20 protein-coding genes are annotated in these 23,501 nt (G+C 71.9%); 10 read left to right on the top strand and 10 right to left on the bottom strand.

Annotation, left to right across the window (positions count from 1 at the left end):
- Positions 1-39 precede the first annotated feature (39 nt).
- Together HPY23_RS12330 and HPY23_RS12325 are read left to right on the top strand one after the other, a co-directional pair.
- A complete protein-coding gene (locus HPY23_RS12330; protein ID WP_091887718.1) occupies positions 40-3,024 on the top strand; it encodes a penicillin-binding protein 1A in 2,985 nt (994 codons plus the stop codon).
- Positions 3,025-3,046: 22 nt separating this feature from the next.
- Positions 3,047-4,081, top strand: a complete 1,035-nt coding sequence (locus HPY23_RS12325) for a hypothetical protein (RefSeq protein ID WP_091749421.1) — start codon at positions 3,047-3,049, stop codon at positions 4,079-4,081.
- A gap of 204 nt (positions 4,082-4,285) precedes the next feature.
- Here the strand turns inward: HPY23_RS12325 and HPY23_RS12320 are convergent, their stop codons facing one another.
- The 5 genes from HPY23_RS12320 to HPY23_RS12300 form a co-directional block, all read right to left on the bottom strand.
- Entirely contained in the window at positions 4,286-4,870 is a 585-nt protein-coding gene (locus HPY23_RS12320) for a L,D-transpeptidase (RefSeq protein ID WP_060850031.1), read from the bottom strand.
- 293 nt (positions 4,871-5,163) lie between these two features.
- Positions 5,164-6,063, bottom strand: a complete 900-nt coding sequence (locus tag HPY23_RS12315; RefSeq protein ID WP_091887720.1) for a metallophosphoesterase family protein — start codon at positions 6,061-6,063, stop codon at positions 5,164-5,166.
- Positions 6,064-6,224: 161 nt separating this feature from the next.
- Positions 6,225-7,403: a glycolate oxidase subunit GlcE gene (gene glcE, locus HPY23_RS12310; RefSeq protein WP_091887722.1), complete on the bottom strand. Its 1,179-nt coding sequence runs from the start codon at positions 7,401-7,403 to the stop codon at positions 6,225-6,227.
- Between the two features lie 117 nt (positions 7,404-7,520).
- The gene (locus HPY23_RS12305) at positions 7,521-8,951 is read right to left on the bottom strand and encodes a lipopolysaccharide biosynthesis protein (RefSeq protein WP_091887724.1); all 1,431 of its coding nucleotides are present in this window, start codon (positions 8,949-8,951) and stop codon (positions 7,521-7,523) included.
- Positions 8,952-9,276: 325 nt separating this feature from the next.
- Positions 9,277-10,521: a glycosyltransferase family 4 protein gene (locus tag HPY23_RS12300; protein WP_091887726.1), complete on the bottom strand. Its 1,245-nt coding sequence runs from the start codon at positions 10,519-10,521 to the stop codon at positions 9,277-9,279.
- Between the two features lie 170 nt (positions 10,522-10,691).
- On the opposite strand from HPY23_RS12300, the gene HPY23_RS12295 reads away from it, so the two are divergent.
- On the top strand, positions 10,692-11,561 hold the full coding sequence (locus HPY23_RS12295; protein ID WP_091887728.1) for a DMT family transporter: 870 nt from the start codon (positions 10,692-10,694) through the stop codon (positions 11,559-11,561).
- 7 nt (positions 11,562-11,568) lie between these two features.
- Here HPY23_RS12295 and HPY23_RS12290 read toward each other — a convergent pair whose 3' ends face one another.
- Positions 11,569-12,567 carry a magnesium transporter CorA family protein gene (locus tag HPY23_RS12290; RefSeq protein WP_091887731.1) on the bottom strand — a complete coding sequence of 333 codons (999 nt, stop codon included), beginning with the start codon at positions 12,565-12,567 and terminating at the stop codon, positions 11,569-11,571.
- A gap of 215 nt (positions 12,568-12,782) precedes the next feature.
- Between HPY23_RS12290 and groES the strand changes: the two genes are divergently transcribed.
- Together groES and groL are read left to right on the top strand one after the other, a co-directional pair.
- On the top strand, positions 12,783-13,070 hold the full coding sequence (gene groES / locus HPY23_RS12285) for a co-chaperone GroES (RefSeq protein WP_060850025.1): 288 nt from the start codon (positions 12,783-12,785) through the stop codon (positions 13,068-13,070).
- Between the two features lie 104 nt (positions 13,071-13,174).
- Positions 13,175-14,815 carry a chaperonin GroEL gene (gene groL, locus HPY23_RS12280; RefSeq protein WP_091887733.1) on the top strand — a complete coding sequence of 547 codons (1,641 nt, stop codon included), beginning with the start codon at positions 13,175-13,177 and terminating at the stop codon, positions 14,813-14,815.
- A gap of 546 nt (positions 14,816-15,361) precedes the next feature.
- Here groL and HPY23_RS12275 read toward each other — a convergent pair.
- The 3 genes from HPY23_RS12275 to hemH form a co-directional block, all read right to left on the bottom strand.
- Positions 15,362-16,141, bottom strand: a complete 780-nt coding sequence (locus HPY23_RS12275; RefSeq protein ID WP_091887735.1) for an SDR family oxidoreductase — start codon at positions 16,139-16,141, stop codon at positions 15,362-15,364.
- Positions 16,142-16,430: 289 nt separating this feature from the next.
- Positions 16,431-16,976 (bottom strand): methylated-DNA--[protein]-cysteine S-methyltransferase, encoded by a 546-nt coding sequence (gene ogt, locus HPY23_RS12270; protein ID WP_091887737.1) that lies wholly within the window; start codon positions 16,974-16,976, stop codon positions 16,431-16,433.
- Between the two features lie 58 nt (positions 16,977-17,034).
- Positions 17,035-18,135 carry a ferrochelatase gene (gene hemH, locus HPY23_RS12265; protein WP_060850021.1) on the bottom strand — a complete coding sequence of 367 codons (1,101 nt, stop codon included), beginning with the start codon at positions 18,133-18,135 and terminating at the stop codon, positions 17,035-17,037.
- A gap of 223 nt (positions 18,136-18,358) precedes the next feature.
- On the opposite strand from hemH, the gene HPY23_RS12260 reads away from it, so the two are divergent.
- The 4 genes from HPY23_RS12260 to HPY23_RS12245 all read left to right on the top strand — a co-directional run bounded on the left by HPY23_RS12260 (position 18,359) and on the right by HPY23_RS12245 (position 21,746).
- A complete protein-coding gene (locus tag HPY23_RS12260) occupies positions 18,359-19,867 on the top strand; it encodes a bifunctional metallophosphatase/5'-nucleotidase (protein ID WP_091887739.1) in 1,509 nt (502 codons plus the stop codon).
- A gap of 13 nt (positions 19,868-19,880) precedes the next feature.
- Complete coding sequence (ung, locus tag HPY23_RS12255) at positions 19,881-20,585, top strand: uracil-DNA glycosylase (RefSeq protein ID WP_091887741.1); 705 nt, start codon at positions 19,881-19,883, stop codon at positions 20,583-20,585.
- Between the two features lie 224 nt (positions 20,586-20,809).
- The gene (locus HPY23_RS12250) at positions 20,810-21,268 is read left to right on the top strand and encodes a MaoC family dehydratase (protein WP_091887743.1); all 459 of its coding nucleotides are present in this window, start codon (positions 20,810-20,812) and stop codon (positions 21,266-21,268) included.
- Positions 21,269-21,320: 52 nt separating this feature from the next.
- Positions 21,321-21,746: a DUF4345 domain-containing protein gene (locus HPY23_RS12245; RefSeq protein WP_091887745.1), complete on the top strand. Its 426-nt coding sequence runs from the start codon at positions 21,321-21,323 to the stop codon at positions 21,744-21,746.
- A 9-nt stretch (positions 21,747-21,755) separates the two neighbouring features.
- Here the strand turns inward: HPY23_RS12245 and cobT are convergent, their stop codons facing one another.
- Positions 21,756-22,787 carry a nicotinate-nucleotide--dimethylbenzimidazole phosphoribosyltransferase gene (gene cobT, locus HPY23_RS12240; RefSeq protein ID WP_091887747.1) on the bottom strand — a complete coding sequence of 344 codons (1,032 nt, stop codon included), beginning with the start codon at positions 22,785-22,787 and terminating at the stop codon, positions 21,756-21,758.
- A gap of 148 nt (positions 22,788-22,935) precedes the next feature.
- Here cobT and HPY23_RS12235 point away from each other — a divergent pair.
- Positions 22,936-23,501, top strand: a 566-nt coding sequence (locus HPY23_RS12235; RefSeq protein ID WP_200649615.1) for an adenosylcobinamide-GDP ribazoletransferase, incomplete at its 3' end; no start/stop codon positions are given.

Genomic DNA, 23,501 nt, shown 5'->3' with positions numbered 1-23,501 from the left:
GCTTCCTGCCCCCGGCCCTCCCCGGCTCTCTGGTCATCGATGAACGCGATCCTCATCAAGCTGTTCGCCACGGCCCTGACGCTGAGCCAGGTCACCACCCGGCCGGACGCGATCCGCACGCAGTTCGATCCGGCCAAGGACGGGCCGGAGGTGGTGCGGCTCCTGCGCGACGGCTGCGCCCACATGCGCAAGGCCTTCGACATCGAGGACATCAACCTCGACGACCTGATCTCGACCGCGATGGAGGACCCGAAGGCGGTCGCCGGCGAGTCGAAGCTCCTGCACGGCCTCGACATCGGCGAGCTCAACACGAGCTACAAGCAGTTCTGCAAGGGTGAGAATCCGGCGAACTCGCCCTTCGTGGCGCGGGACGTGATCGAGTTCTACAACAAGGCGGTCACCGACCTGCCGGACGCCAATTCCCTCAAGACCCTCCGGCTGCCCGGCGCCACCACGATCCTCGACGAGCGCGGCAAGCGCTTCTCGGAGACGTTCGAGCCGAACGGCCGGCGCATCGCGGTGCCGATCGGCGAGGTCCCGCCGCTGGTCCAGAAGGCGTTCATCGCGGCCGAGGACAAGCGCTTCCTCACCCATCACGGCATCGACGAGCGCGGGGTGATCCGCGCCTTCATCGGCAACCTCGCCTCGCCGGGCCGGCCCCAGGGCGGCTCGACCATCACCCAACAGGTGGTGAAGAACCTCTCGGTCGGCGACGACGTCACCTACGAGCGCAAGATCCGCGAGATGATCGTCGCAGCCCGGGCCGAGCGGGTGATGACGAAGCCCGAGATCCTCGGCCTCTACCTCAACGGGATCTATCTCGGCCGCGGCGCCTACGGGGTCGAGATGGCTTCCCGCAGCTATTTCGGCAAGTCGGTCAAGGATTTGAACGTCGCCGAGGCGGCGCTCCTCGGCGGCATGCCGAAAGGCCCGAACTTCTACAACCCGGACCGCTACCCCGAGCGGGCCCGCGAGCGCCGCGCCTACGTCCTCACCCGGATGAAGGAGGAGGGCGCGATCACGGAAGCGGAGATGAACGCGGCTCTCGCCGCGCCCCTCGGCCTCGCGCCCTTGGAGCGCCTGCGCCAGGATGCCGGCTTCCACTTCGTCGACCACCTGACCCGCGAGGCGCGCACGCTGGCCGGGCTCGATTCGCTCACCGCCGGCGCCTACACGGTGCGCTCCACCCTCAATGCCGGCCTCCAGGAGGCGACCGAGGGCATCCTGCAGGAGAGCCTGTCGCGCTACGAGGCCTCCACGGGCCGCGCCCGCTACGAGGGGCCGGAGGCCAACCTCGCCGACGCGGTGCGCCGCATCGAGGCCGCAGCGCCCGCGTCCGAGCCGGCCCCCGCCCCCGCGCCCGAGCCGGCGCCGAAGGGCAAGAAGCAGGCGAAGGCGGCAAAGCCCGCCGGCCCGAAGCCGGCCTGGCAGCGGGCGCTCGAGACCGCGCGCCTGCCGCTCTACGACGTGCACTGGCCGGCGGCCGTGGTGCTCTCCACCGGCGGCCAGGGCGGCGTGCGCGTCGGCCTCGCCGACGGGCGCGTCGCGAGCCTGAACCCGGGTGCCGCCCGCGGTCGGCTCTCTCCCTACGACGTGGTGCGGGTCAAGCTCTCCGAGGGCAAGGGCGCTCCCCGCGCCGACCTGCGCATCCGCCCGCAGGTCCAGGGCGCGGTGCTGGTCATGGAGAACCGCACCGGGCGCATCCTCGCCATGGCGGGCGGCTTTTCCTACCCGTTGAGCCAGCTCAACCGGGTGACCCAGAGCGTGCGCCAGCCGGGCTCGACGCTGAAGCCCGTCACCTACCTCGCCGCGCTGAATGCCGGCCTGCAGCCCAACACCCTGGTGATGGATGCCCGCGTGACCCTGCCGCCGATCGGCGGGGTGGGCGATTCGTGGTCGCCGAAGAACTACGAGGGCGGCGGCTCCGGCCCCACCACCCTGCGGCGCGGCCTCGAGCACTCGAAGAACCTCGTCACCGCCCAGCTCCTCAAGGGCGGCATCGCCGAGAAGGCGCCGGCGAGCCTGCAGAAGGTCTGCGACATCGCGCTCGACGCCCAGCTCTACGCCGAGTGCGAGCGCTACTACCCGTTCGTACTCGGCGCCCAGCCGGTGCGGATGATCGACCTTGCGGCCTTCTACGCGGCGATCGCCAACGAGGGCCAGCGCCCCTCGCCCTACGGGCTCGAGAGCGTGACGCAGGGCGAGAAGGTGCTCTACCAGCACGCCGACCGGCCGCTCGCCCGCATCGGCTCCGCCGACCGGGTGGCGTTCTACCAGCTGAAGAGCCTGCTCCAGGGCGTGACCCAGCGCGGCACCGCGGCGGCGCTCGCCCGGTTCTCGCCCTTCGTCGCCGGCAAGACCGGCACCTCGGAGGACGAGAACGACGCCTGGTTCTCCGGCTTCACCAACGAGATCACCATCGTGGCCTGGGTCGGCTACGACAACGCCGACGGCAGGCGCCGCACGCTCGGCCGCGGCCAGACCGGCGGCCATCTCGGGGTACCGATCTTCGCCCAGGTGCTCCAGGCCGCCTGGGCCAACGGGGTTGCGAAGACCCCGCTCTCGGGCCCGAGCCCGGAGGCCAAGCCCCTGATCGCCGATGCGGTGATCGACCTGCGCTCGGGCAACCGGGTGTCGGGGGGCGGCTTCATCGAGCATTTCCGCCTCTCGGTCGACGGGCGCCTCGCCGATACCCGCTTCCGCCTGGTGCCGCAGGAGCAGATCTACGCGATGCGGCCGGACAGCGACCAGGACGGCGACGCGATGGAGGGCGGGCTGCCGGGCGAGAACCCGGGCCGCGCCCCCGACGAGGCGCCGGATTCCGACCGGTTCGACCCGTTCGGCAGCCTGTTCGGCCGGCCCGAGCCGCGCCCCTATGCCCGCAGGGCCCAGCCGATCCAGCCGCCCGACCCGGTCTGGCCCGGCGCCCGCAGCCGCTCGCCCTTCGGCGACGACGACGAGTACGTCCGCCGGCCGCGCCGGCGCGATCCCGACTACCCGTTCGGCGACGACCCGACCTACTGACCCTCAGGACAGGACTTTTCCCGTGCGTGACAGCCTCACGGCGCGCCTGCGCCCCGTTCCGCTCGTGCTCGCCGCCGCGCTCGCGGCCTCCCCGGCCCTCGCCGAGTACCGCACCAAGGACGTGCCGGCGGTGACGGGCCTCGATCCGGCGACGATCGCCCCGAACACGATCGCGTTCACCGATCACCGCGACAACCCGGCGAGCCCGGAGAGCGGCCTCGTGCCGTTCACCGAGTGGGGCAAGCGCAGCCCGGCCCAGAAGGCCCTGCTCTCCCCCCACCCGGCCTACGCCGAACCGGATTACGTCCAGACCGTGAACGGGGTGGCCAAGCCCCGCCACGAGGCGCTGAAGGTCTACGTGGCGGAGGCCCGGTTCGTCGTGCCGCGCCCGGCCGACCGGATCGACCTCAAGCGCTTCGCCACGATCCCGTTCGTGTCGCGGATGGACCCGGCGATCAAGCACAAGCCCCTCAGCCCCGCGGACGCCACCCCGACCAAGGACCCGGCCGCCGCCTTCGCCCGCCGGCCGGACCGGCCGTGGTGCGAGGCGCCCGACACGACCTGCATCGAGTCGCGCTACGACCTCGAAGGCAAGCTGCCGCTCGGCGTGAAGCTCGCCAACAAGCTCGAGGACGGGGGCAAGAAGATCGCCGAGTTCGTCTCGTTCCAGAGCGAGCTGCGGGTGCTGCCGCCCGACGAGGCGGCCAAGCTCGTCCAGCTCACCAGGATCGAGGCGCCGGTGGCCGGCGCGATGGAGCAGAACATCTTCTGGGTCAACCAGATCCTGCGCTTCGGCAAGTTCCTGGCGGTGATGCAGCCGGTGGCGGGTGATCCGAACAAGACGGCGGTGACCGCCTACATGACGCTCGGCATCAAGGCCGACGTGCTCGACCGCAAGAAGGAGTACGAGCGCGTGCCGGTGCTGCGCAACCTGCTGCCCGCCCAGGTGCTGATGGGCAATTCCTCGTTCAACACCGGCACCTCGATCAGCGCCGGCCTGCCGACCTACGCCCGCAACCGGATCGCGGCCTTCGCCGACGCGCTGGCGAAGGAGTGATCGGGCCCGTCGATCCGTGCTGCGTAGCGGTCCGGATCGACGGCGGGTGACGGCGCCTGTCGGATCGGCGCTGCCGTCGACGTCCGGACCTTGGAGGTCGACGGGCTGCCCGCTACCGGCGGCGGGAGCAGTGCCGCGAAGCGGCTCGAATGGCCGGCACGAACGTCGGCAAAGCCGCCTCGCTTTCACGAGATCCGGAGAGCCCTACGGCAGCACCACCACCTTCGTCCCCACCTTCACGCGATCGTACAGGTCGATCACGTCCCGGTTGGTCATCCGGATGCAGCCCGAGGACACCGCCGCCCCGATCGTCTCCGGCTCGTTCGAGCCGTGGATGCGGTAGAGCGAGGAGCCGAGATACAGCGCCCGGGCCCCGAGCGGATTGTCGTTGCCTCCGGCCATGTAGCGCGGCAGGTCGGGCCGGCGCTTGATCATCTGCTCGGGCGGGCGCCAGGCCGGCCATTCCTTCTTCATCGTCACGGTCTTGGTGCCGGACCAGGAAAACCCCTCGCGGCCGACGCCGACCCCGTACTGCACCGCCTCCTGGTTCGGCAGGATGTAGTAGAGCCGGCGCTGGCTGGTCGAGATCACCACCGTGCCGGGCTTATAGGGGCTGTTCCAGCCGATGGTCTGGCGCGGCACGCCCTGCTGGCGGAAGACCGTCAGGAAGTCGGCGATCGGCCCGCGGTCGAGCAGACTGATGGCGTGGGCCGGTGCGGCCAGGGTCAGAAGCGTGGCCGCCGTCAGGAGCGGTGTCAGCAGGCGCCGCGGCGCGGTCAGACGGGTCATCGTCCCCTCCCGTTCGGTTAACGTCGAACGGGTTGGCCGCCGGGCTGTGGCGAAAACAGGGCGGAAACAATCGCCCCCAATCCATGGTGCATTCGCGCCACAGGCCGGATTGCGCGGCTCCGCCCCGTCCGCAGCCTGCCGAACGGGCACGAAACCGATCGGCTGGCGCCGGGGCCCCTCCTGATTGAGGGTCCGTTGCAGGGTCTCGCGGAGTGCCGCGTCGAGATGGCCTTTGAGGCCCCGGCTGCGGTCCCGCGAGGCCTCACCCCGCGAGGATCATCCCGCCGGGAGGGTCACCCCTTGAGGGTCAGGGTGCCGAGATCGCCCAGCCCTCCCTCCGGCAGGAGGCCGCGCAGGGTCGCGGTGAGGGAGAAGCCGGTGGCGGTGCGCTCGATCTCGTAGAGGTGGTAGCCGGCGCAGTGCTTGAGCGCGCCGCCCCGGGCCGAGGCCGAGGGCGCGCCGATCACCGGCACGCGCCGCCCCCCCGGGGACATGACGAAGGCGACCGAACCGACATGGTTGTGGCCGTGCAGCACCAAGTCGGCGCCGACCCGGCCGATCATCGCCTCGAAGGCGTGGGCGTCGGTGAGGTTGCGCCCCACCTTGGCGCCGCCGACATGCGGCGGATGGTGGATCATCACCACCCGGCACGGCCGCTCGGGCTCGGCGGCGAGTTCCCGGAGAATCGTTTCGGCGGCCCGGATCTGGTCGGAGCCGAGGCGCCCGCTCGCGACGAAAGGCGCGGTCGGGATCGCCGAGGAGAGCCCGACGAGGGCCAGCGGCCCGCGCCGGCGCAGGTAGGGAAACACCTTCTCGCCGCCGGCATCGTCCCGGGTCCAGGGGCCGACCGCGTCGAGGAGGCCCTTGAGCGAGCCGCGCACGTAGGCGTCGTGGTTGCCGGGCACGAAGCTCACGAAACCGGGCTCGCCGAGCGCCTCCATGAAGGTGCGGGCGGTCTCCCACTCGCTCGGCAGGCCGATGTTGCACAGGTCGCCGGTGCAGGCGATGTGGTCGGGCGCGCTCGCGCGCAGGTCGGCCACCAGGGCGGCCAGGATCTCCATGTCGTGCGTGAGCTTGCGGCCGCGGCTCCAGTTCACCCAGCCGGTGGCGCGCTTGCTCATCAGCTGGCGCAGCCGCGGGCGCGGCAGCGGGCCGACATGGGGGTCGGTGAGGTGGGCGAGGCGAAAGGTCATCGAAGGCAGCAACGCATGAGCGAGGATCAGGTCCGCTTCACGGATGTCGCGGCGGCCCTCCCGTAGCAGCGGACCGGGCCGTCACACACCCCCTTCGGTCTCATGGGCCCGGCCGGATGGGACGCTCCAGGCGACCGAACCTCTCCTCGCGGGCGCGGTGATCAGATCCCGGCGTACATCCGTCCCGGGTTGAACAGGCCGGCGGGATCATGGGCGGCCTTGAGGCCGGCGGTGATCCGCATCAGGGGTTCGGAGAGGGGCTCGAAGACCGGCACCGCGGCGCGCACCGCATCGGGCGCCCGCACCAGCGTGGCGTGGCCACCTTCGGCGAGGGCCGCCCGGACGACCTCCGCCCCGGCATCGCCGGTCGCCGGGGTGGCGAGCCAGATCAGGCCGCCGCCCCAATCGTAGAACCAGCGCGACGGGCGCGCCGCGGCGATGGCCGCCGCGACGGCGGGGCCGCGCCCCGGTGCGGTCGAGAGGCGCCACACCGCCTCGTCGCCGCCGGCGAAGGGCAGGACGTCGCGCACCGCGCGCCACTGCGCGGCGGCCTCCTCCCCCTCCCGCGTCGCCGGGGGGGTAAAGCCGCGCATCAGGCGGGTGAGCTGGCCGAGGCGGTAATCGACGGAGGCGGAAAATCCCTCGATGCGCAGGAGCGTGCGGGCCGCGCCGTCGATCCCCTCCGGCAGGTGCGCCGCGCCGGTGATCTCGAACGGCGAGCCGAGCGCCACGCTCATCGCCTCGACGGCGCGGGCATCGTCGAGGCCGGCGAGCACCAGGGTCGCGGTGCGCTCGGGCACGGGCAGCACCTTGAAGGTGACCTCGGTGAGGAAGCCGAGCGTCCCCCAGGAGCCGGCCATCAGCTTCACGAGATCGAGGCCGGTGACGTTCTTCATCACCCGGCCGCCGGACTTCACCGCCTCGCCGCGCCCGTTGACGAAGCGCACGCCGATCAGGCTGTCTCGGGCCGCCCCCCCGGCGATGCGTCGCGGGCCCGAGACGTTGCCGGCGGCGACCGCGCCGATCGTCGGCTCGCCGGTCGAACCGAGCAGCGGGCGGTGGTCCATCGGCTCGAAGGGCAGCATCTGGCCGCCCTCGGCGAGCCGCGCCTCGACCTCGGCGAGCGGCGTGCCGGCCCGGGCCGCGATCACGAGCTCGGCCGACTCGTACAGGGTGATGCCGGTCAGCCCCGCCGCCGAGAGCGTCGCCTCGTCCTGCGCAGGCCGGCCGATCCCCGCCCGGGTGCCGCCGCCGACGAGCCGCAGCCGCTCGCGCCGCGCCGCCGCCTCGCCGATCAGGGTCGCGGCCTCGGCCTCGCTGCGGGGCTGGTAGGTGCTCATCGCGGGGCTCGCTCGGGCTGGGCCAGGGTCGCGCCGGAGCGCGAGGATCGGGGCGCGGATCATTGCGGGCAACCGGAGCCGGTTGCAAGCGGGGGTGGGGGCGATGAGTTGGCCCCCTTACGCCGCCGGCACCCCTCGCCCGACATGGGCGAGCACCGCGCTGCGCAGGCCCGCGATGTCGAAGCGCCAGACCAGGGCGCCGTAGACGAGGCCGCCGACGCCGAGACAGGCCGGCAGGGCGAGCCAGGGCGCGAGGCCGCGCAGGGGCAGGAGCGCGGCCGTCATCGCCGCGGTGGCGAGGACGACGGCAAGCGGATCGCGCCAGGGCATCCGCAGGCGGCCGGGGCCGGTCAGCGCGCGCAAGCCGAGGAACAGCAGGGCGGCGACGAAGCCGAGGGATTGCGCGGCCGCGATGCCGGCCGGGCCGAAGGGACCGGCGAGCGCCAGGGCCGCGACGAGATTCACCAGCGCCCCGAGGCCTCCGGCGGCGACCAGCGGCAGGGTCCGGCGGCGGATCTGGAAGATCGGGTTGAGGGCGAAGTTCATCAGCGCCAGGGCGACGAGGCCCGGCAGCAGGAGGAGCGTGTAGCCCACGAAATGGCCGCGATACGCCTCCGGCACCGCGATCGCCTCGAGCGCCGGGGCCACGGCCCAGAAGCCCGCCGCGCTCGGCAGAATCAGCGCCAGCACGACGGCGCCGTTGCGGGCGACCTGCTCCTCGCCGGCCTCGTGGCCGCGGGTCTCGGCGGCGAGAACCGCGATCTGGAACAGCAGGAGATCGAGGGCGGCGCCGAGCGTGCTGAAGATCCGCCCGCCGATATCGGCCGCGAGCGAGAAGTAGCCGGCCTCGGCAAAGCCCGCCGCGGCGGCCACCGCCGAGCGGTTGGCGAAGGGCATCAGCTGGTAGACGACGTTGGCGGCGACCACCGGCAGGCCGTAGGCCATGAACAGGCGAAGGGATTCGCGGCGGCGGGCGGCCTCGTGCGCGGTCGGCGGGTCGCCGAGCGCCCGGTGGACGGCGAGGGCGGCGAGGAACTGGCTCAGGCCCCCGGCGAGCATCACCGCGGCGGCGTCCCGCGTCGCCCAGGCGGTACCGACCATCATCACGAGGGCGAGGCCGTTCTTGACCAGGACGAGACGCAGGTAGAGGCCGCCGACGAAGCGGGCGCGGGCCAGCGCCGCCTGGTAGTCGAACAGCCCGATGCCGATCGCGGCCCCGGCCGCGGCCGCCGCCAGCAGGGCGGGCTCGCCGAAGGCCGGCCGGCCGGCCAAAGCCAGGAGCACCGCGCCGGCAAGCCCGATCGCGGTGGCCGCGTAGGCCCGGTCGAGCATGGCGCGGATCCACGGCTCGGCCGCCCGCACCCGCTCCGAGTAGAATCGGGTGGCCGAGAGGCGCAGCCACTCGAACAGCAGGATGTTGAGCACCACCGCGCCCGCCGTGCCGAGGGCGAAGCGGCCGAAATCCGCCGGCCCCAGGATCTGCGCGATGAGCAGGCCGAGGGCGAGGTTCAGGACCGCGTTGACCACGAAGGCCGCGATGACCGCCATTGCAGTGAGTGCTCGTTCGAGAGGTCGGATTGCGGCGTGGATCCGCTGAATTCGACGAGAAAACGGTCCCAGTGTGGAGCGCGGGTTTCCTCCTCTCCCCGCGGGCGGGGAGAGGGCCGCGTCACCGTTCAGGTGACGCGGCGAGCCCGTAGGGCGAGGGTGAGGGGGTGTTTCCGGACGGGCCTCACTCGTCGAAACCCCCTCACCCTCGCTCCGGCCTTCGCCTTCGCTTGCCGTGCCTCTTGAACAGAGACACGGCCCTCTCCCCGCCCGCGGGGAGAGGAGACATCCCGCGCCCTTCATCGATTGTCATGCCGCGGAAGCCCTATCCCACCGCCCGCGTCCTCGGCCGCTCCCGCGCCCCGTCTCCCGTCACGTCGCGGTAGACCCGCTCCAGCCCGTCGAGGTGGCGCTCCAGCGTCAGCGGATCGGCCCAGAACAGGTCGTAGGCGGCGCGCCCCATCCGGAGCGCGGTGGCGTCGTTGGCGAGGTGGCCCATGGCCTCGGCGAGCGAGCGGGGATCGTTGGAGCGGAACCACAGCCCGCTCTCGCCGTGGCGCACCGCCTCGCGGCCGGCGCAGACGTCGCTGACGATCACCGGGGTGCCGAGGGCGAGGGATTCGAGCACCGTGAGGGGCTGGCCCTCGTACCAGACCGACGGGAAGACGAGCGCGCGGGCGCCGCGCAGCACCGCCTTCACCTGGTCGGGGCTCTGCCAGCCGAGGAAGGACGCCTCGGGATAGCGCGCCTCCAGCTCGGCCCGGGCCGGGCCGTCGCCGGCAAAGACCGCCCGCGACCCGGCGAGCCGCGCCGCCTCGGCGAAGATCCCCGGCCCCTTCTCGGGCGAGAGGCGGCCGACGAACACGAAGTCGCCGGGCGGGCCGGCGCGGTGCCCGAGGGGCGCGACGTCGACCGGGTTCGGCACGTCGAAGTAGCGCGTCGTCGCGGGCAGGTAGTGCGCCAGCACCTCGCGCTGCAGCCGGCTGATCGTGACCATCGCGTCGATGCCCTCGACGAGGCCGGTGCGGCGCATCAGGGCGTGGCGGGCGACGCGCAATAGCTTGCGCGGATAGGTGCGCGAATCGCAATTGTGGGTCAGGCAGGCCGGCCCGTTCGGCACCCGGTGGCAGGTCGCGGCGACCGGATAGTCGTAGAAGCCGCCGTTCGGGCAGGCGAGGTAGTATTCGTGCGCGGTGTAGACCACCGGCGCGGCGCTCGCCCGCAGCACCGGCCCGATCGAGGGCGAGAGGGCCTTGGCCCAGGCATGGACGTGCACCACCGTGTCGCACGGGTCGGATTCGGCGACGAGGTCGCGCAGCTGCGCCGCGGCAGGGGCATTCCACAGCCACTGCACCCCGAAGGCGGCGAGAGAGCGGGCCTTGGTCACGTCGGTCTGGCCGAGCAGCACCGTGCGCACCCCGGCCTCGGCGAGGCGCGGATCGGCCGGGCCGACGGCGGCGAACAGCACGACCTCGTGGCCGCGGCGGGCGAGCCCGATCGCGCTCTCCAGCGAGACCTTGGCCTGGCCGCCATTGATGTAGGCGTGGTCGGCGACGAGGACGATTCTCACCGCCGCCCCCGCTCGGTCTGGCCGAGACCCTCATGCAGCATCGGTCGGGCTTCCTTGGAGGCGACGCGGATCGGAATCGAGGATGGGTCGGACCCCTTAAGGAAACGCCTAAGCGCCCGGCGGCCGCGGGCCTTGCGCTGCGGGTCCCATCGGGCCATCCGGCTTAGACCATGCGTCCCAGCTCCTCCCCCGCCTCCGCGATCCTGCTCGCCGCCCTCGGCATCGGGCTCCTCTCCCTGATGGACGCCACCATCAAGGGCCTGTCCGACCGCTACGGCGTCACCGAGATCGCGTTCGCCCGCTACCTCGTCGGCACCGTCGTGATGGCGGGCGTGCTCGGTGCGCTGCGTCCCGGCTGGCCCTCGGCCGAGACCTGGCGCACCAACGGGGTGCGCGCCGTGCTGGTGGTCGCGACCGCGCTCTGCTTCTTCCACGGCCTCTCGGTGCTGCCGCTGGCCGAGGCGCTGGCGCTCTCGTTCCTGAGCCCGGTCTTCATCGCGCTGTTCGCCGCGCTCCTGCTGCGGGAGCGGGTGCGCCCTCCCGTCTGGGCCGGCCTAGCCGTCGGCTTCCTCGGGGTCGGGATCGTGGTGGCGGGGCAGGTCGGGGCGGAAGGCGCGCAACGCGGCGCCGGCTCAGCCTGGGGCATCGCCGCGATCCTCGCCTCGGCGCTGACCTACGCGCTCTCGATGGTGCTGCTGCGCGCCCGCGCCCGCCACGACCCGGTGGTGACCATCGTGGCGATCCAGAATGCCGGCCCGGCCGCGATGCTGGCCGCGCCCGCCGCCTGGACCTGGACGCCGGTCGCGGCCCCGGACTGGGCGCTTCTCGTCCTCGTCGGCCTGCTCGGCGTCGCCGGCCACCTGGTGCTCAGCCGCGCCTACGCGCAGGCCGAGGCCTCGCGGCTCGCCGCGATGGAATACACCGCGCTCCTGTGGGCGATCGGCCTCGGTTACTTCGCCTTCGGGGAGGTGCCGGGCGTGGCGACGCTCGCCGGCGCCGGGCTGATCCTCGCGGGCTCGGCGCTCGCGGCCAAGCGGTGAGCGGGCGTCAGAACCAGCCCTTCAGCTTGAAGTAGACCGCGGGCACCAAGGCGCTCGCGACGATCACCGCGAGCCCGAACGGGTAGCCGAAGGTCCAGTCGAGCTCCGGCATGTGCTTGAAGTTCATGCCGTACACGGACGCCATCAGGGTCGGCGGGATGCCGATCACCGAGACCACGGTGAGCACCCGGAAGGTGTTGTTCTGCTCCATGTTGATGAGGCCGAGGGTGGCGTCGAGCAGGAACTGCACCGTCTCGGAGAGACGCGTCTCGAACTCGTCCAGCGAGGCGACGTCGAGGCGCAGGCTCTCGAACCGGGCCTTCTCCTCGGCCTTGAGCCAGGTCTCGGCCTCGCCGGCGACGTAGGGCAGGATGCGGCCGAGCCCGAGCAGCGAGGCGCGCAGCTTCGCGAGCGCCTTGCCGCGCCGGCCGATGGCGCGCAGCAGGCGCCGCAGGGCGAGGTCGCGTCGCTTCGGGGCCGCTCCCTCGCGCCGGCCATGGCCGTTGGCGCTGGTGTCGAAGGTGAAGATCCGGGTCGAGAGCGAATCCAGCTCGTCGCTCATCGTCTCGAGGTTGTCGGCCATCCGGTCGATCAGCTCCTCGACGAGCGCCAGGAACGTCTCGACGCTGGAGGCCGGCCCGTCGCGCTCGGCCTGGCGCGCCTTCACGGTATCGAAGGCGGCGAGCGGCTGGAACCGCACGGTGAGCAGCCGCTCGGGCGTCAGCACGAAGCCGAGGGGGCGCAGGCTCAGGTCGTCGTCCCGGAACGACACCATCGGGGTGCTGAGATAGAAGGCGTCCCGGCGCCGGTTGAGGCGGCGGGAGTTCTGCACCTCGCTGAGTGCGGAGCGGGACGGGACCGTGAGCCCGGTCACCGTCTCGGCCAGGGCGGTCTCGGCCTCGCTCGGATCCTCGAGGTCGAGCCAGGTGCCGTGGGGCGGCAGGGGCCGCGCCGCGCAGGCCTGGCCCTCGGCGACGACGCCCTCCGGGCCGTGCAGCGTGATCATGACCGGATGGGCTCCTGATGGGCGGATTCGGCTGTCCCAAGCCGCCCGATTGTGCCGTGCGTGCCACAGGCCAGCGCCTTGACTCGTCCGCGCGGCCCGATTATCTCCACGCCAGCCTTAGCACTCACCTGATGGGAGTGCTAATGCCCCGGTTGGGAGGCGGCTTCGGCGCCAGCACCAACCGCAATGCGTTCTGCGAAGCAAGAGGGCAGCACATGCAATTCCGTCCGCTGCACGACCGTGTCGTCGTCCGTCGCATCGAGAGCGAGGAGAAGACCAAGGGCGGCATCATCATCCCGGACTCCGCCAAGGAGAAGCCGCAAGAGGGCGAGATCGTCGCCGTCGGCCCCGGCGCCCGCGACGAGTCCGGCAAGCTGAACCCGCTCGACGTCAAGGCCGGCGACCGCGTCCTGTTCGGCAAGTGGTCGGGCACCGAGGTCAAGATCGACGGCAAGGACCTCCTCATCATGAAGGAGTCCGACATCATGGGCGTGCTGGCGTAAGCCCACTCCCCTGAGATGCCCTGAAGCCTGACGGCGGCGCCCCGCACGGGAAGCCGACGCCGGAGGGTTTTCCCCGAAACACCGATCGACAGTGAGGAATCACCATGGCAGCGAAAGACGTTCGTTTCGCCTCCGACGCCCGCGAGAAGATGCTGCGCGGCGTCGACATCCTGGCGGATGCCGTGAAGGTCACGCTCGGCCCCAAGGGCCGCAACGTCGTGATCGAGAAGAGCTTCGGCGCTCCCCGGATCACCAAGGACGGCGTGACCGTCGCCAAGGAGATCGAGCTCGCCGACAAGTTCGAGAACATGGGCGCCCAGATGGTGCGCGAAGTGGCCTCGAAGACCAACGACATCGCGGGTGACGGCACCACCACCGCGACCGTGCTGGCCCAGGCGATCGTCCGCGAGGGCGCCAAGTACGTCGCCGCCGGCATGAACCCGATGGACCTGAAGCGCGGCATCGACCTCGCCACCCAGGCGGCCGTGAAGGACATCCAGAGCCGCGCCAAGAAGGTGTCGGCCTCGGAGGAGATCGCCCAGGTCGGCACGATCTCGGCCAACGGCGACAAGGACATCGGCGAGATGATCGCCCATGCCATGCAGAAGGTCGGCAACGAGGGCGTCATCACGGTCGAGGAGGCGAAGACCGCCGAGACCGAGCTCGACGTCGTCGAGGGCATGCAGTTCGACCGCGGCTACCTCTCCCCGTACTTCATCACGAATGCGGAGAAGATGATCGCCGAGCTCGAGGATCCCTACATCCTCATCCACGAGAAGAAGCTGTCGTCGCTCCAGGCGATGCTGCCGGTGCTCGAGGCCGTCGTCCAGACCGGCAAGCCGCTGCTGATCGTCGCCGAGGACATCGAGGGCGAGGCGCTCGCCACCCTCGTCGTCAACAAGCTGCGCGGCGGCCTGAAGGTCGCGGCCGTGAAGGCGCCGGGCTTCGGTGACCGTCGCAAGGCCATGCTCGAGGACATCGCGATCCTGACCCAGGGTCAGATGATCGCCGAGGACCTCGGCATCAAGCTCGAGAACGTGACCCTCCCGATGCTCGGCCGCGCCAAGCGCGTCCGCATCGAGAAGGAGAACACCACGATCATCGACGGCGCCGGCGAGAAGTCGGACATCGAGGCCCGCGTCCAGCAGATCAAGGCGCAGATCGAGGAGACCACCTCGGACTACGACCGCGAGAAGCTCCAGGAGCGTCTGGCCAAGCTCGCGGGCGGCGTCGCGGTGATCCGCGTCGGCGGCGCGACCGAGGTCGAGGTCAAGGAGAAGAAGGACCGCGTCGACGACGCCCTCCACGCCACCCGCGCGGCGGTCGAGGAAGGCATCGTTCCCGGCGGCGGCACCGCGCTCCTGCGTGCCAAGAAGGCCGTGGCCGCTCTGACGAGCGACAACGCCGACGTCCAGGCCGGCATCAAGATCGTGCTGAAGGCCCTTGAGGCCCCGATCCGCCAGATCGCCAGCAACGCCGGTGTCGAGGGCTCGATCGTGGTCGGCAAGATCACCGACAAGGGCGACTCGGAGACCTACGGCTTCAACGCCCAGACCGAAGAGTACGTCGACATGATCCAGGCCGGCATCGTCGACCCGGCCAAGGTCGTGCGCACCGCCCTGCAGGACGCCGCTTCGGTGGCCGGCCTGCTGGTGACGACCGAGGCGATGGTCGCCGACGCCCCCAAGAAGGAGAGCGCTGCTCCGGCGATGCCGGGCGGCGGCATGGGCGGCATGGACTTCTAAGTCCAAGCCAACCAGTCTTCGAAAGACGGGAGGGGGTCGCCGCAAGGCGGCCCCTTTTCCGTTGGGGCGGCCTCCGTCGCGTCCGGACTTGCGTGCTCGGTGCCTCAGCACCGGAATCGCGACTGTCAGAGGGGCGATAAGCGAGTGGCGACTGCGGGCCCTCTGCTCTCCACCCTCTGCAGGCTTGCAGCTTCACGCTTCTCCTCTGAATGCCAACTCATTGGCAGTTAGCGCGCCTCCCCTCCCCCTTGTGGGGAGGGGCCAGGGGTGGAGGCGGTGCAAGAGGCACTGCCGAGATCTCTCCGGCACCCCCCACCTCCGGCTCCCCCCCACAAGCTTGAGCGATCTCGGGCAAGCCTGAGATCGCCCGGGGAGGAGAGGCGCGCTACCTTTGAGGGGAAAGCGCTCGAACCGAGATGTATGAACTTGCTAGCCCACGAGGCGGAGGGGAGGTGCGCGCCCTGCAACGAGTGCGGTCGGCCAGATCGAGATGTCGGGATGCGATGGCCTTTCTGCCGAGGAGGACGACGAGCGGAGCGGATGAGATCACCCCGGGCTCGCCGCCGATCCCGCCAGCAACCCGCCGTCCAGGTTGATCTCCGCCCCCGTCATGTAGGCGGCTTCGTCCGAGGCCAGCATCGCCGCCACCGCCGCGACCTCCTCCGGGGTGCCGAAGCGCTTGAGCGGGGTGTCGGCGACGAGGGCGGCCATCCGCGCCTCGCGGTCGGGGCCCTCTCCCAGCATCGGCTCCCAGATCGGGGTCAGGATCGCGGCCGGGTGGAGGGAGTTGCAGCGGATCGCCCAGCCCTGCTGGGCGCAGTAGAGCGCCACCGTCTTGGTGTGGTTGCGGATCGCGGCCTTGGACGAGGCGTAGGCGGCCGCCGCCGGGATGCCGACGAGGCCTGAGCGCGACGAGACGTTGATGATCGAGCCTCGACCCCGCGCCTTCATCGCCCGGATCGCGTAGCGGCAGCCGAGGAAGGTGCCGTCGAGGTTGACGCGATGGACCGCCTGCCAGTCGTCCAGGCTCGCGTGCTCGGGATCGTGGGCCACCGGGCCGGTCTCGAAGCCGGTGATGCCGGCATTGTTGACGACCACGTCGGCGACCGGGATGGCTTCGGCCAGGTGCAGCCAATCCTCCTCCCGGGCGACGTCCAGGCGGATGAACCGTGCGCCGATCTCGGCGGCGGTCGCGGTACCGCTCGCCTCCTCGATGTCGGTGACGACGACCTCGCCGCCCTCCTGCCGGAAGCGGGCCGCGATGGCGCGCCCGATGCCGCGGGCGCCGCCGGTCACGAGGCAGATCTTTCCGGTCAATCGCTGCATGGTAACCTCAATGGGCCGGTTGTGATCAATCTGCTGATCCAAAACCCTTCCCACTCTCGACCTCATCCTGAGGTGTCAGTCCATCGATGATGGACTGACCTCGAAGGAGGGCTCCAGATATCGCCGCGATCCCTGGAGCCCTCCTTCGCGGCTGCTGCAAGCAGCAGCACCTCAGGATGAGGTCGTGGGTGGGACGTATAGGATGCGCACAATTCGCATCCTGCCCGAATTGATCGCAGTTCAGGGAGACCGTAAACTTATCGTACGGCAAGTCGAGGACGAAACCACCTCACCCTAGATCCAGCCTCCCCTGCCGCCCGCCGAGCGTCACGCCCTCGTGGGCGAGCAGCCACTGCTTGCGGTGCAGCCCGCCGCCATAGCCCGTGAGCGTCGCGTTCGCGCCGATCACCCGGTGGCACGGTACCACGAGACCGACCGGGTTGGCGCCGTTGGCGAGCCCGACGGCCCGCACCGCCTTGTCGCGGCTGAGCCGCTGCGCGAGGGCGCCGTAGCTCATCGTGGTGCCGACCGGGATCGTTCGAAGCGCGGCCCAGACCTCGCGCTGGAAGGCGGTGCCGTTGGTGCGCACCGCCAGTCCGTCGATGGCGCGAAGATTGCCGGCGAAGTAGGCCGCGATCGGCGCGGCGAGCCCGGGCGGCGGATCGGCCTCGCGAAGCAAGAAGGCGGTCCCGTAATGCAGCCGCAGCAGGCGGCGCATCCGCGCCTCGTGGTCCGACCAGTCGAGGGCGCGCAGATGCGAGGCCTCGTCGAAGACCAGCAGCATCGTGCCGATCGGGGTCGGCAGGGTGCCGAGGAGGAAGGGGTCGACGGACATGCCCGAGCTTAGCCCCGGTGCGGAGCCGCCGCGACGGACGCGGCGGCTCGTCCACCGCTCAGTCGAGCCAGCCCTTCAGCTCGCGGGCGACGACGTGCTCGATCACCCGCATGCCCTCCGCTCCGTCGTTGAGGCAGGGCAGGTAGGCGAAGTGGGTACCGCCGCCATCCTCGAAATAGTGCCGGTTCTCGCCGTCGAGCTCTTCGAGCGTCTCGAGGCAGTCGGCGGTGAAGCCGGGCGCCACGATGGCGAGGCGCTTCACGCCCTGCGCCGCCAGCTCCTTCACGGTCTCGTCGGTGTAGGGCTTCAGCCATTCCTCGTTGCCGAAGCGCGACTGGAAGGTCGTCCGCATCCGCTCCGGCGAGTAGCCGAGCGCCTCGCGGATCAGCCGGCCGGTCTTCACGCACTGGCAGTGATAGGGATCGCCCTTCATCAGGTACGATTTCGGCACGCCGTGGAACGAGGTGAGGATGACCTCGGGCTCGAAGTCGAGGGCAGCGAGGTCGCGGCGGATCGCGCTCGCCACCGCGTCGATGTAGACCGGGTCGTCGTGGTAGGGCGGCGAGACCCGCACGGTCGGCTGCCAGCGCATCTTCATCAGCGCGCGAAAGGCCTGGTCGCAGGCCGTGGCCGAGGTCGCGGCGGCGTATTGCGGGTAGAGCGGCACCAGGAGGATGCGGTCGCAGCCCTGGTCGAGGAGCGCCTGGATGCGCTGGTCGACCTCGGGCTTGCCGTAGCGCATCGCCCAGTCGACCACGACCTTATCGCCCATCGCCGCCTGCAGCTTCTCGGCCTGGCCGCGGGTGATGGTCTTGAGCGGGCCCTCGTCGCGCTCGTTGTTCCAGACCGAGGCGTAGTCGCGCCCCTTCGGGCCCGGGCGCTTGGTCAGGATGACGAGGTTGAGGAGCGGCCACCAGACCGCGCGCGGCACCTCGATGACGCGGCGGTCGGACAGGAACTCCTTGAGGTAGCGGCGCATCGGCCAGTAGCTGGTGCCCTCGGGCGTGCCGAGATTCATCAGGAGCACGCCGATCCGGCCCCAGCGCACCGCCGGATGGCCGGCGGGCAGCGCTCCGGCCTGGCCGGCGGAACCCGCGCCGGCCGGACCGACGGGAGTGGCGCCGCGGGCGAGCGTGGCGTTCGGGGTCACCTCGTTCATGATCGTCCGGTCTGTGCTGCGGCCCGGCAGGATGGCGCGTCCGGGCTCGTCTGTCTGCGCGTCGGGTGGCGATTACATAGCGCAAAGGCGGCGCGAACCAACGTGTCGCGACGCTGCACCGGGCCGGATCGGCGCGGGAAAACCCGGCTTTGCGTCGCTGCGGGACATCCAACCGTCGGAATGCCCGTGCGACAGTGCCGGTCCCCCGCTGCCGGAGCCCCGCATGACCTCGCCCAGCCGCCGCCAGACCCTCGCCCTCGGCCTCGGGGCCGGCCTCGCCGGGCTGGCCGGCGCGACCCCGGCCGCCGCGCGGGCCCCCGACACCGACTTCACCCTGGTCCTCGTCAACGACATCTACCGGATGGGAGCGGTGGACGGCCGCGGCGGCTTTCCGAAGCTCGCCGCGGTGGTGAAGGCCGAGCGCGCGCGGGGCCGGCCGGTCCTGGTCTGCCATGCCGGCGACACGCTCTCGCCCTCGCTCCTGTCGGGGATCGACCAGGGGCGGCATATCATCACGCTCACCAACCTGATCCGGCCGGACGTGTTCGTGCCGGGCAACCACGAGTTCGATTTCGGGCAGGCGGTCTACCTGGAGCGGATGCGGGAGGCGGCCTTTCCGGTCTTTGCCGCCAACCTGCGCCGGGCCGACGGCACGCCGGTGCCGGGCACGAGCGAATCGACGATCCTGACCCTCGGCGGCATCAAGCTCGGGGTGGTCGGCATCGCCCTTCCGGAAACCGAGGCGAAGTCGCAATCCGGCAACTGGACCTTCGGTCCCGCCGTCGCGACGCTCGCCCGCGAGGCCACGGCGCTCCGGGCGGCCGGGGCCGAGATGGTCTTGGCGGTCTGCCACACCGACCGGGCGACCGACGAGGCCCTGGTGGCGAGCCGCCATGCCGACATCGTGCTGTCGGGCCACGACCACGACCTGGCTCTGCGCTACGACGGCCGCACCGCCTTCGCCGAATCCGGGCACGACGCCGAGTACGTCACCGCCATCGACGTCAAGGCGGAGGGAAGCGGCAAGGCCCTGACCTGGAGCGCCGCCTTCCGCATCCACGACACCGCCGAGATCGAGCCCGATCCCGAGGTCCAGGCGGTGGTGGCACGCCTCGAAGGCGAATTGTCGCGCGAGCTCGACCAGCCGCTCGGCCGGGTGACCAATTCCCTCGACACCCGCACCGGCGCGGTGCGCCAGGGCGAGAGCGCCTTCGGCGACCTCGTGGCCGACGCCCTGCGCCACGCCGCGGGCGCCGAGATCGGCCTGATGAATGGCGGCGGCATCCGCGGCAACCGGCTCTACCCGGCGGGCACCGAGCTGACGCGCCGCGACGTCCGGACCGAGCTGCCCTTCGGCAACACGTCGGTGCTGGTACGGATCAGCGGGGCGATCCTGCGCGCCGCCCTCGAGAACGGCTTTTCCGAGATCGGACGCCCCTCCGGGCGGTTTCCGCAGGTCTCGGGGATCGCCGTCACGGTCGATCCGATGCGCCCGGTGGGCCAGCGCGTCGTCGCGGTCACGGTCGGCGAGGCGCCGCTCGACCCCGCCCGGACCTACCTGGTGGCGGCCAACAACTTCATGCTCGGCGGCGGCAACGATTACGGCATGCTGGCCCAGGGCGAGACCCTGGTCGGCACCACCGACGGCACGCTCGTCGCCAACGTGGTGATGTCCTACATCCAGGCCAACGCGCCCCTGACCATCCGTACCGGGCGCCTGACGATCCGCTGATCCTCGAGGTCCGATGCCGACAGACGATTCCGTCGCGGGCGCGCTCGCCCGCTTCCGCGCCTCCGGCTCGCCCTGGCTCGCCCTGCCGTTCTTCGAGGACGGCAGCGCCGAGCGGGTGGCGGAGGCGGTCGATGCCCGGCGCGAGGCCGGCGCCCGGGTGCTGCCGGCGCCGGAGAACATCTTCAACGCGCTCGCGCTGACGCCGCTCGACGACGTGCGGGCGGTGATCCTCGGCCAGGACCCCTACCCGACCCCGGGCGACGCCCACGGCCTCGCCTTCTCGTATGTCGGCGGGCGCCGGCTGCCGGCCTCGCTCAAGGTGATCCTCGCCGAGATGGCGGAGGAGACCGGCGCCCCGGTCCCGGCCTCCGGCGACCTTTCGGGCTGGGCGCGCCAGGGCGTGCTCCTGCTCAACGCCGCGCTGACCGTCGAGGCCGGCAAGTCCGGCGCACACATGAAGCTCGGCTGGTCGGCGCTGACCGACCAGGCGGTCGAGGCGGTCTCGCGGACGCGCCCGGCGGTCGCCTTCCTGCTCTGGGGCGCGCCGGCTCGCCAGCGCGCCGCCCTGATCGACGGCGAGAAGCACCTGGTGCTGGAGGCCGGCCACCCGTCCCCCCTCAACCGCAAGGCGGATTTCCGCGGCAGCCGGCCGTTCGGCCAGGCCAATGCCTGGCTGCAGGAGAAGGGGCTGGAGCCGATCGACTGGCGGCTCGGGTGAGCGACTGGCGTCGCTCGGACACCCGGCATCCGCCGGTTTCCTGTAGCGCCACCGGTCACGATATCGGCGCTCCTGCGACACGCGCCTGAATATTCCCCCGGGCCCGCTCCCCACGTTGCAGCACCCTTCCCCAACCCCCAGAACCTGCGCGGACACGGCGATCCCCGATCGAGCGTGGCCGCGACCGACCGCGCGGCCTAGGATGGCCGAAACGGGAGGGACGCATGAACATCTTCGACGGGCCGGAGGCCCTGAAGGCGGCGATCGGGCAGGAGATCGGGATCGGCGAGTGGATCACCGTCGACCAGGCGACGATCGACCGCTTCGCCGAGGCGACGGGCGACCACCAGTGGATCCACGTCGACCCGGAGCGGGCGGCGCGGGAATCGCCCTACGGCGCCACGGTGGCGCACGGCTACCTGACCCTGTCGCTGGTGCCGCGCTTCATAGCCGGGGTGCGCCGCCTCGACGGGTTGCGGCTCAGCCTGAATTACGGCCTCGACCGGGTTCGCTTCCCCGCTCCCGTGGTGGTGGGCTCGCGCCTGCGCGGCCGGGTGCGGGTGGCCGCCGCCCTCGCCGTGCCGCCGCGCGGCCTGCGCACCACCTACGGCGTGACCGTGGAGATCGAGGGCGGCGAGAAGCCGGCCTGCCTCGCCGACGCCGTGGTGCTGCACCATTGGTGAACCGCAGCCCGCCCGGCGGATTGTCCACCGGGCAGAGAGCGGGGCTGTACGGATGACCTTCGAGGCGGAGAGGCGCGCGCTTCAGCGCGTGGTGGCGGTGGCCGGGCTCGTGCCGGTCCTGGGCGGGCTCTACGGGGTGCTGTTCGGCCAGGCCGGCCTCGGCGGCGGCAGCGTCGACATCTCGACCGACAGCCACCTGCGCTACCTGTCGGGCCTGCTCCTCGGGATCGGCCTGCTGTTCTGGTCGACGATTCCGGCGATCGAAGGCCGGACCTCGCTGTTCCGCTTCCTGACCATGGTGGTGGCGCTCGGCGGCCTCGCCCGGCTGCTCGGGCTTTGGCTCACCGGAGTGCCGTCGCTCACCATGCTGGCGGCGCTCGGCATGGAGCTCGTGGTCACGCCGCTCCTGTGCCTGTGGCAGATCCGGGTGGCGAACCGGGCCGGGGAACAGGTGCCCCCGCCCCTCCCGGACCCGTGACCGACCGCCTCAGGCGACCGGACCCGACACGCCGGCCTGCTCGAAGGTCGCCATCTCGCGGTGGCAGGCCACCGCCGCCTTGACGACGCCGAGCGCCAGGGCGGCGCCGCTGCCCTCGCCGAGGCGAAGGCCGAGGTCGAGGAGCGGGCGCAGGCCGAGGCGTTCCAGCACCGCGGCGTGGTTGCCCTCGGCCGAGACGTGGCCGGCCAGGCAGTGGTCGAGGGCGCGGGGATCGACCGCATGGAGGAGCGCCGCCGCCGCGGTCGAGACGTAGCCGTCGATCACCACCGGCACCCGCTGGAGCCGCGCGGCCAGGATCGCGCCCGCCATGGCGGCGATCTCGCGCCCGCCGAGGCGGGCCATCACGGCGAGCGGATCGTCGAGATGGCCCTGGTGGCAGGCGAGCGCCGCCTCGACCGCCGCGACCTTGCGGGCGTGACCCGCCTGGTCCACGCCGGTGCCGCGGCCGACCCAGGAGGCCGGCTCGCCGCCGAACAGCGCGGCGTAGATCGCGGCCGCGACCGTGGTGTTGCCGATGCCCATCTCGCCGACGCCGAGCCCGTCGGTGCCCGCCGCCACCGCCTCCATGCCGAACGCCATCGTGGCGACGCAGGCCTTCTCGGTCATCGCCGGCTCGGTGGTGATGTCGCCGGTCGGCATGTCGATGGCGAGGTCGAACACCTTGAAGCCGAGGCCGTAGGCGCCGCAGATCTGGTTGATCGCCGCGCCGCCGGCCGCGAAGTTGTCGAGCATCTGGCGGTTGACCGCGGACGGATAGGCCGAGACGCCGCGGGCCGCCACGCCGTGGCTGCCGGCGAAGACGCAGACCAGCGGCCGGTCGAGGGTCGGGGGTGCCTTGCCCTGCCAAGCCGCCATCCAGGCCGCCAGGAACTCGAGCCGGCCGAGGCTGCCCGGGGGCTTGGTCAGCACGGAATCGCGGGCCGAGACCTCGGCGGCGGCGGATTCGTCCGGCCCCGGCATGGTGGCGATCAGGCGGCGGATGTCGTCGAACGGGGCGGCGTCGGTCGTGTCGGCAGTCATGGACTCTCTCGCTCCGCGGGGGTTTCCCCCGCCGGGGCGGGGCTTCCCCGCCCGGTGGGCTTTCGTGGGCCGAGCAGATACAGCAAAATACCGCGTGGGCGCGAATCCGGCATGCGGATCGCCCTCGGGCGTCGGGATGCGTGGTGCGATGGCGACGGGCGTGGGAGCGGGGCCGGGCGAGGCTGACGACGAGTTCGAGCCGCCGCCGCCGCGTTCCGGCCCGTGGCCGCCGCTGCGCGACCTCGCCGCCTGCCTGCGCTTCTACAGCCGCCTGCCGGTCCCTGCCTTGCCGGGCGAGACCGACCGGCACGCCGCCCCGGACTTCCGCACCGTGCCGCGGATGCTGCCGCTCGCCGGCCTGGTGATCGGCCTGCCGGGGGCGGTCGCGCTCGCCGCCGGGCTCGCCCTCGGCCTCGGGCCGTTCCTCGCCGCGACCCTGGCGCTGACCGTCTCCACCCTGGTCACCGGGGCCCTGCACGAGGACGGGCTCGCCGACGTCGCCGACGGGTTCGGGGGCGGGCTGACGGTGGCGCGGCGCCTCGAGATCATGCGCGACAGCCGCATCGGCGCCTACGGGGCCGCCGCCCTGGTCCTGTCCTGTGCCCTGCGCATCGGCGCGCTGGCGACGCTCGCCGACCGGATCGGCTGGCGCGTCGCGGTCGCCCTGCTGGCGGTCGCGGCGCTCTCGCGCACCGCCGCCCTGTGGCCGCTCTG

This window comes from Methylobacterium ajmalii (assembly GCF_016613415.1).
Lineage (GTDB): Bacteria > Pseudomonadota > Alphaproteobacteria > Rhizobiales > Beijerinckiaceae > Methylobacterium > Methylobacterium ajmalii.
This window is presented reverse-complemented; position numbering and strand designations above follow the sequence as displayed.

Bases quoted from the DNA above. Each gene is read 5' to 3' on its own strand.
- HPY23_RS12330 (WP_091887718.1), top strand. From the start codon at position 40: ATGAACGCGATCCTCATCAAGCTGTTCGCCACGGCCCTGACGCTGAGC.
- HPY23_RS12320 (WP_060850031.1), bottom strand. From the start codon at position 4,870: ATGACCCGTCTGACCGCGCCGCGGCGCCTGCTGACACCGCTCCTGACG.
- HPY23_RS12315 (WP_091887720.1), bottom strand. From the start codon at position 6,063: ATGACCTTTCGCCTCGCCCACCTCACCGACCCCCATGTCGGCCCGCTG.
- glcE (WP_091887722.1), bottom strand. From the start codon at position 7,403: ATGAGCACCTACCAGCCCCGCAGCGAGGCCGAGGCCGCGACCCTGATC.
- HPY23_RS12305 (WP_091887724.1), bottom strand. From the start codon at position 8,951: ATGGCGGTCATCGCGGCCTTCGTGGTCAACGCGGTCCTGAACCTCGCC.
- HPY23_RS12295 (WP_091887728.1), top strand. From the start codon at position 10,692: ATGCGTCCCAGCTCCTCCCCCGCCTCCGCGATCCTGCTCGCCGCCCTC.
- HPY23_RS12290 (WP_091887731.1), bottom strand. From the start codon at position 12,567: ATGATCACGCTGCACGGCCCGGAGGGCGTCGTCGCCGAGGGCCAGGCC.
- groES (WP_060850025.1), top strand. From the start codon at position 12,783: ATGCAATTCCGTCCGCTGCACGACCGTGTCGTCGTCCGTCGCATCGAG.
- groL (WP_091887733.1), top strand. From the start codon at position 13,175: ATGGCAGCGAAAGACGTTCGTTTCGCCTCCGACGCCCGCGAGAAGATG.
- HPY23_RS12275 (WP_091887735.1), bottom strand. From the start codon at position 16,141: ATGCAGCGATTGACCGGAAAGATCTGCCTCGTGACCGGCGGCGCCCGC.
- ogt (WP_091887737.1), bottom strand. From the start codon at position 16,976: ATGTCCGTCGACCCCTTCCTCCTCGGCACCCTGCCGACCCCGATCGGC.
- hemH (WP_060850021.1), bottom strand. From the start codon at position 18,135: ATGAACGAGGTGACCCCGAACGCCACGCTCGCCCGCGGCGCCACTCCC.
- HPY23_RS12260 (WP_091887739.1), top strand. From the start codon at position 18,359: ATGACCTCGCCCAGCCGCCGCCAGACCCTCGCCCTCGGCCTCGGGGCC.
- ung (WP_091887741.1), top strand. From the start codon at position 19,881: ATGCCGACAGACGATTCCGTCGCGGGCGCGCTCGCCCGCTTCCGCGCC.
- HPY23_RS12250 (WP_091887743.1), top strand. From the start codon at position 20,810: ATGAACATCTTCGACGGGCCGGAGGCCCTGAAGGCGGCGATCGGGCAG.
- HPY23_RS12245 (WP_091887745.1), top strand. From the start codon at position 21,321: ATGACCTTCGAGGCGGAGAGGCGCGCGCTTCAGCGCGTGGTGGCGGTG.
- cobT (WP_091887747.1), bottom strand. From the start codon at position 22,787: ATGACTGCCGACACGACCGACGCCGCCCCGTTCGACGACATCCGCCGC.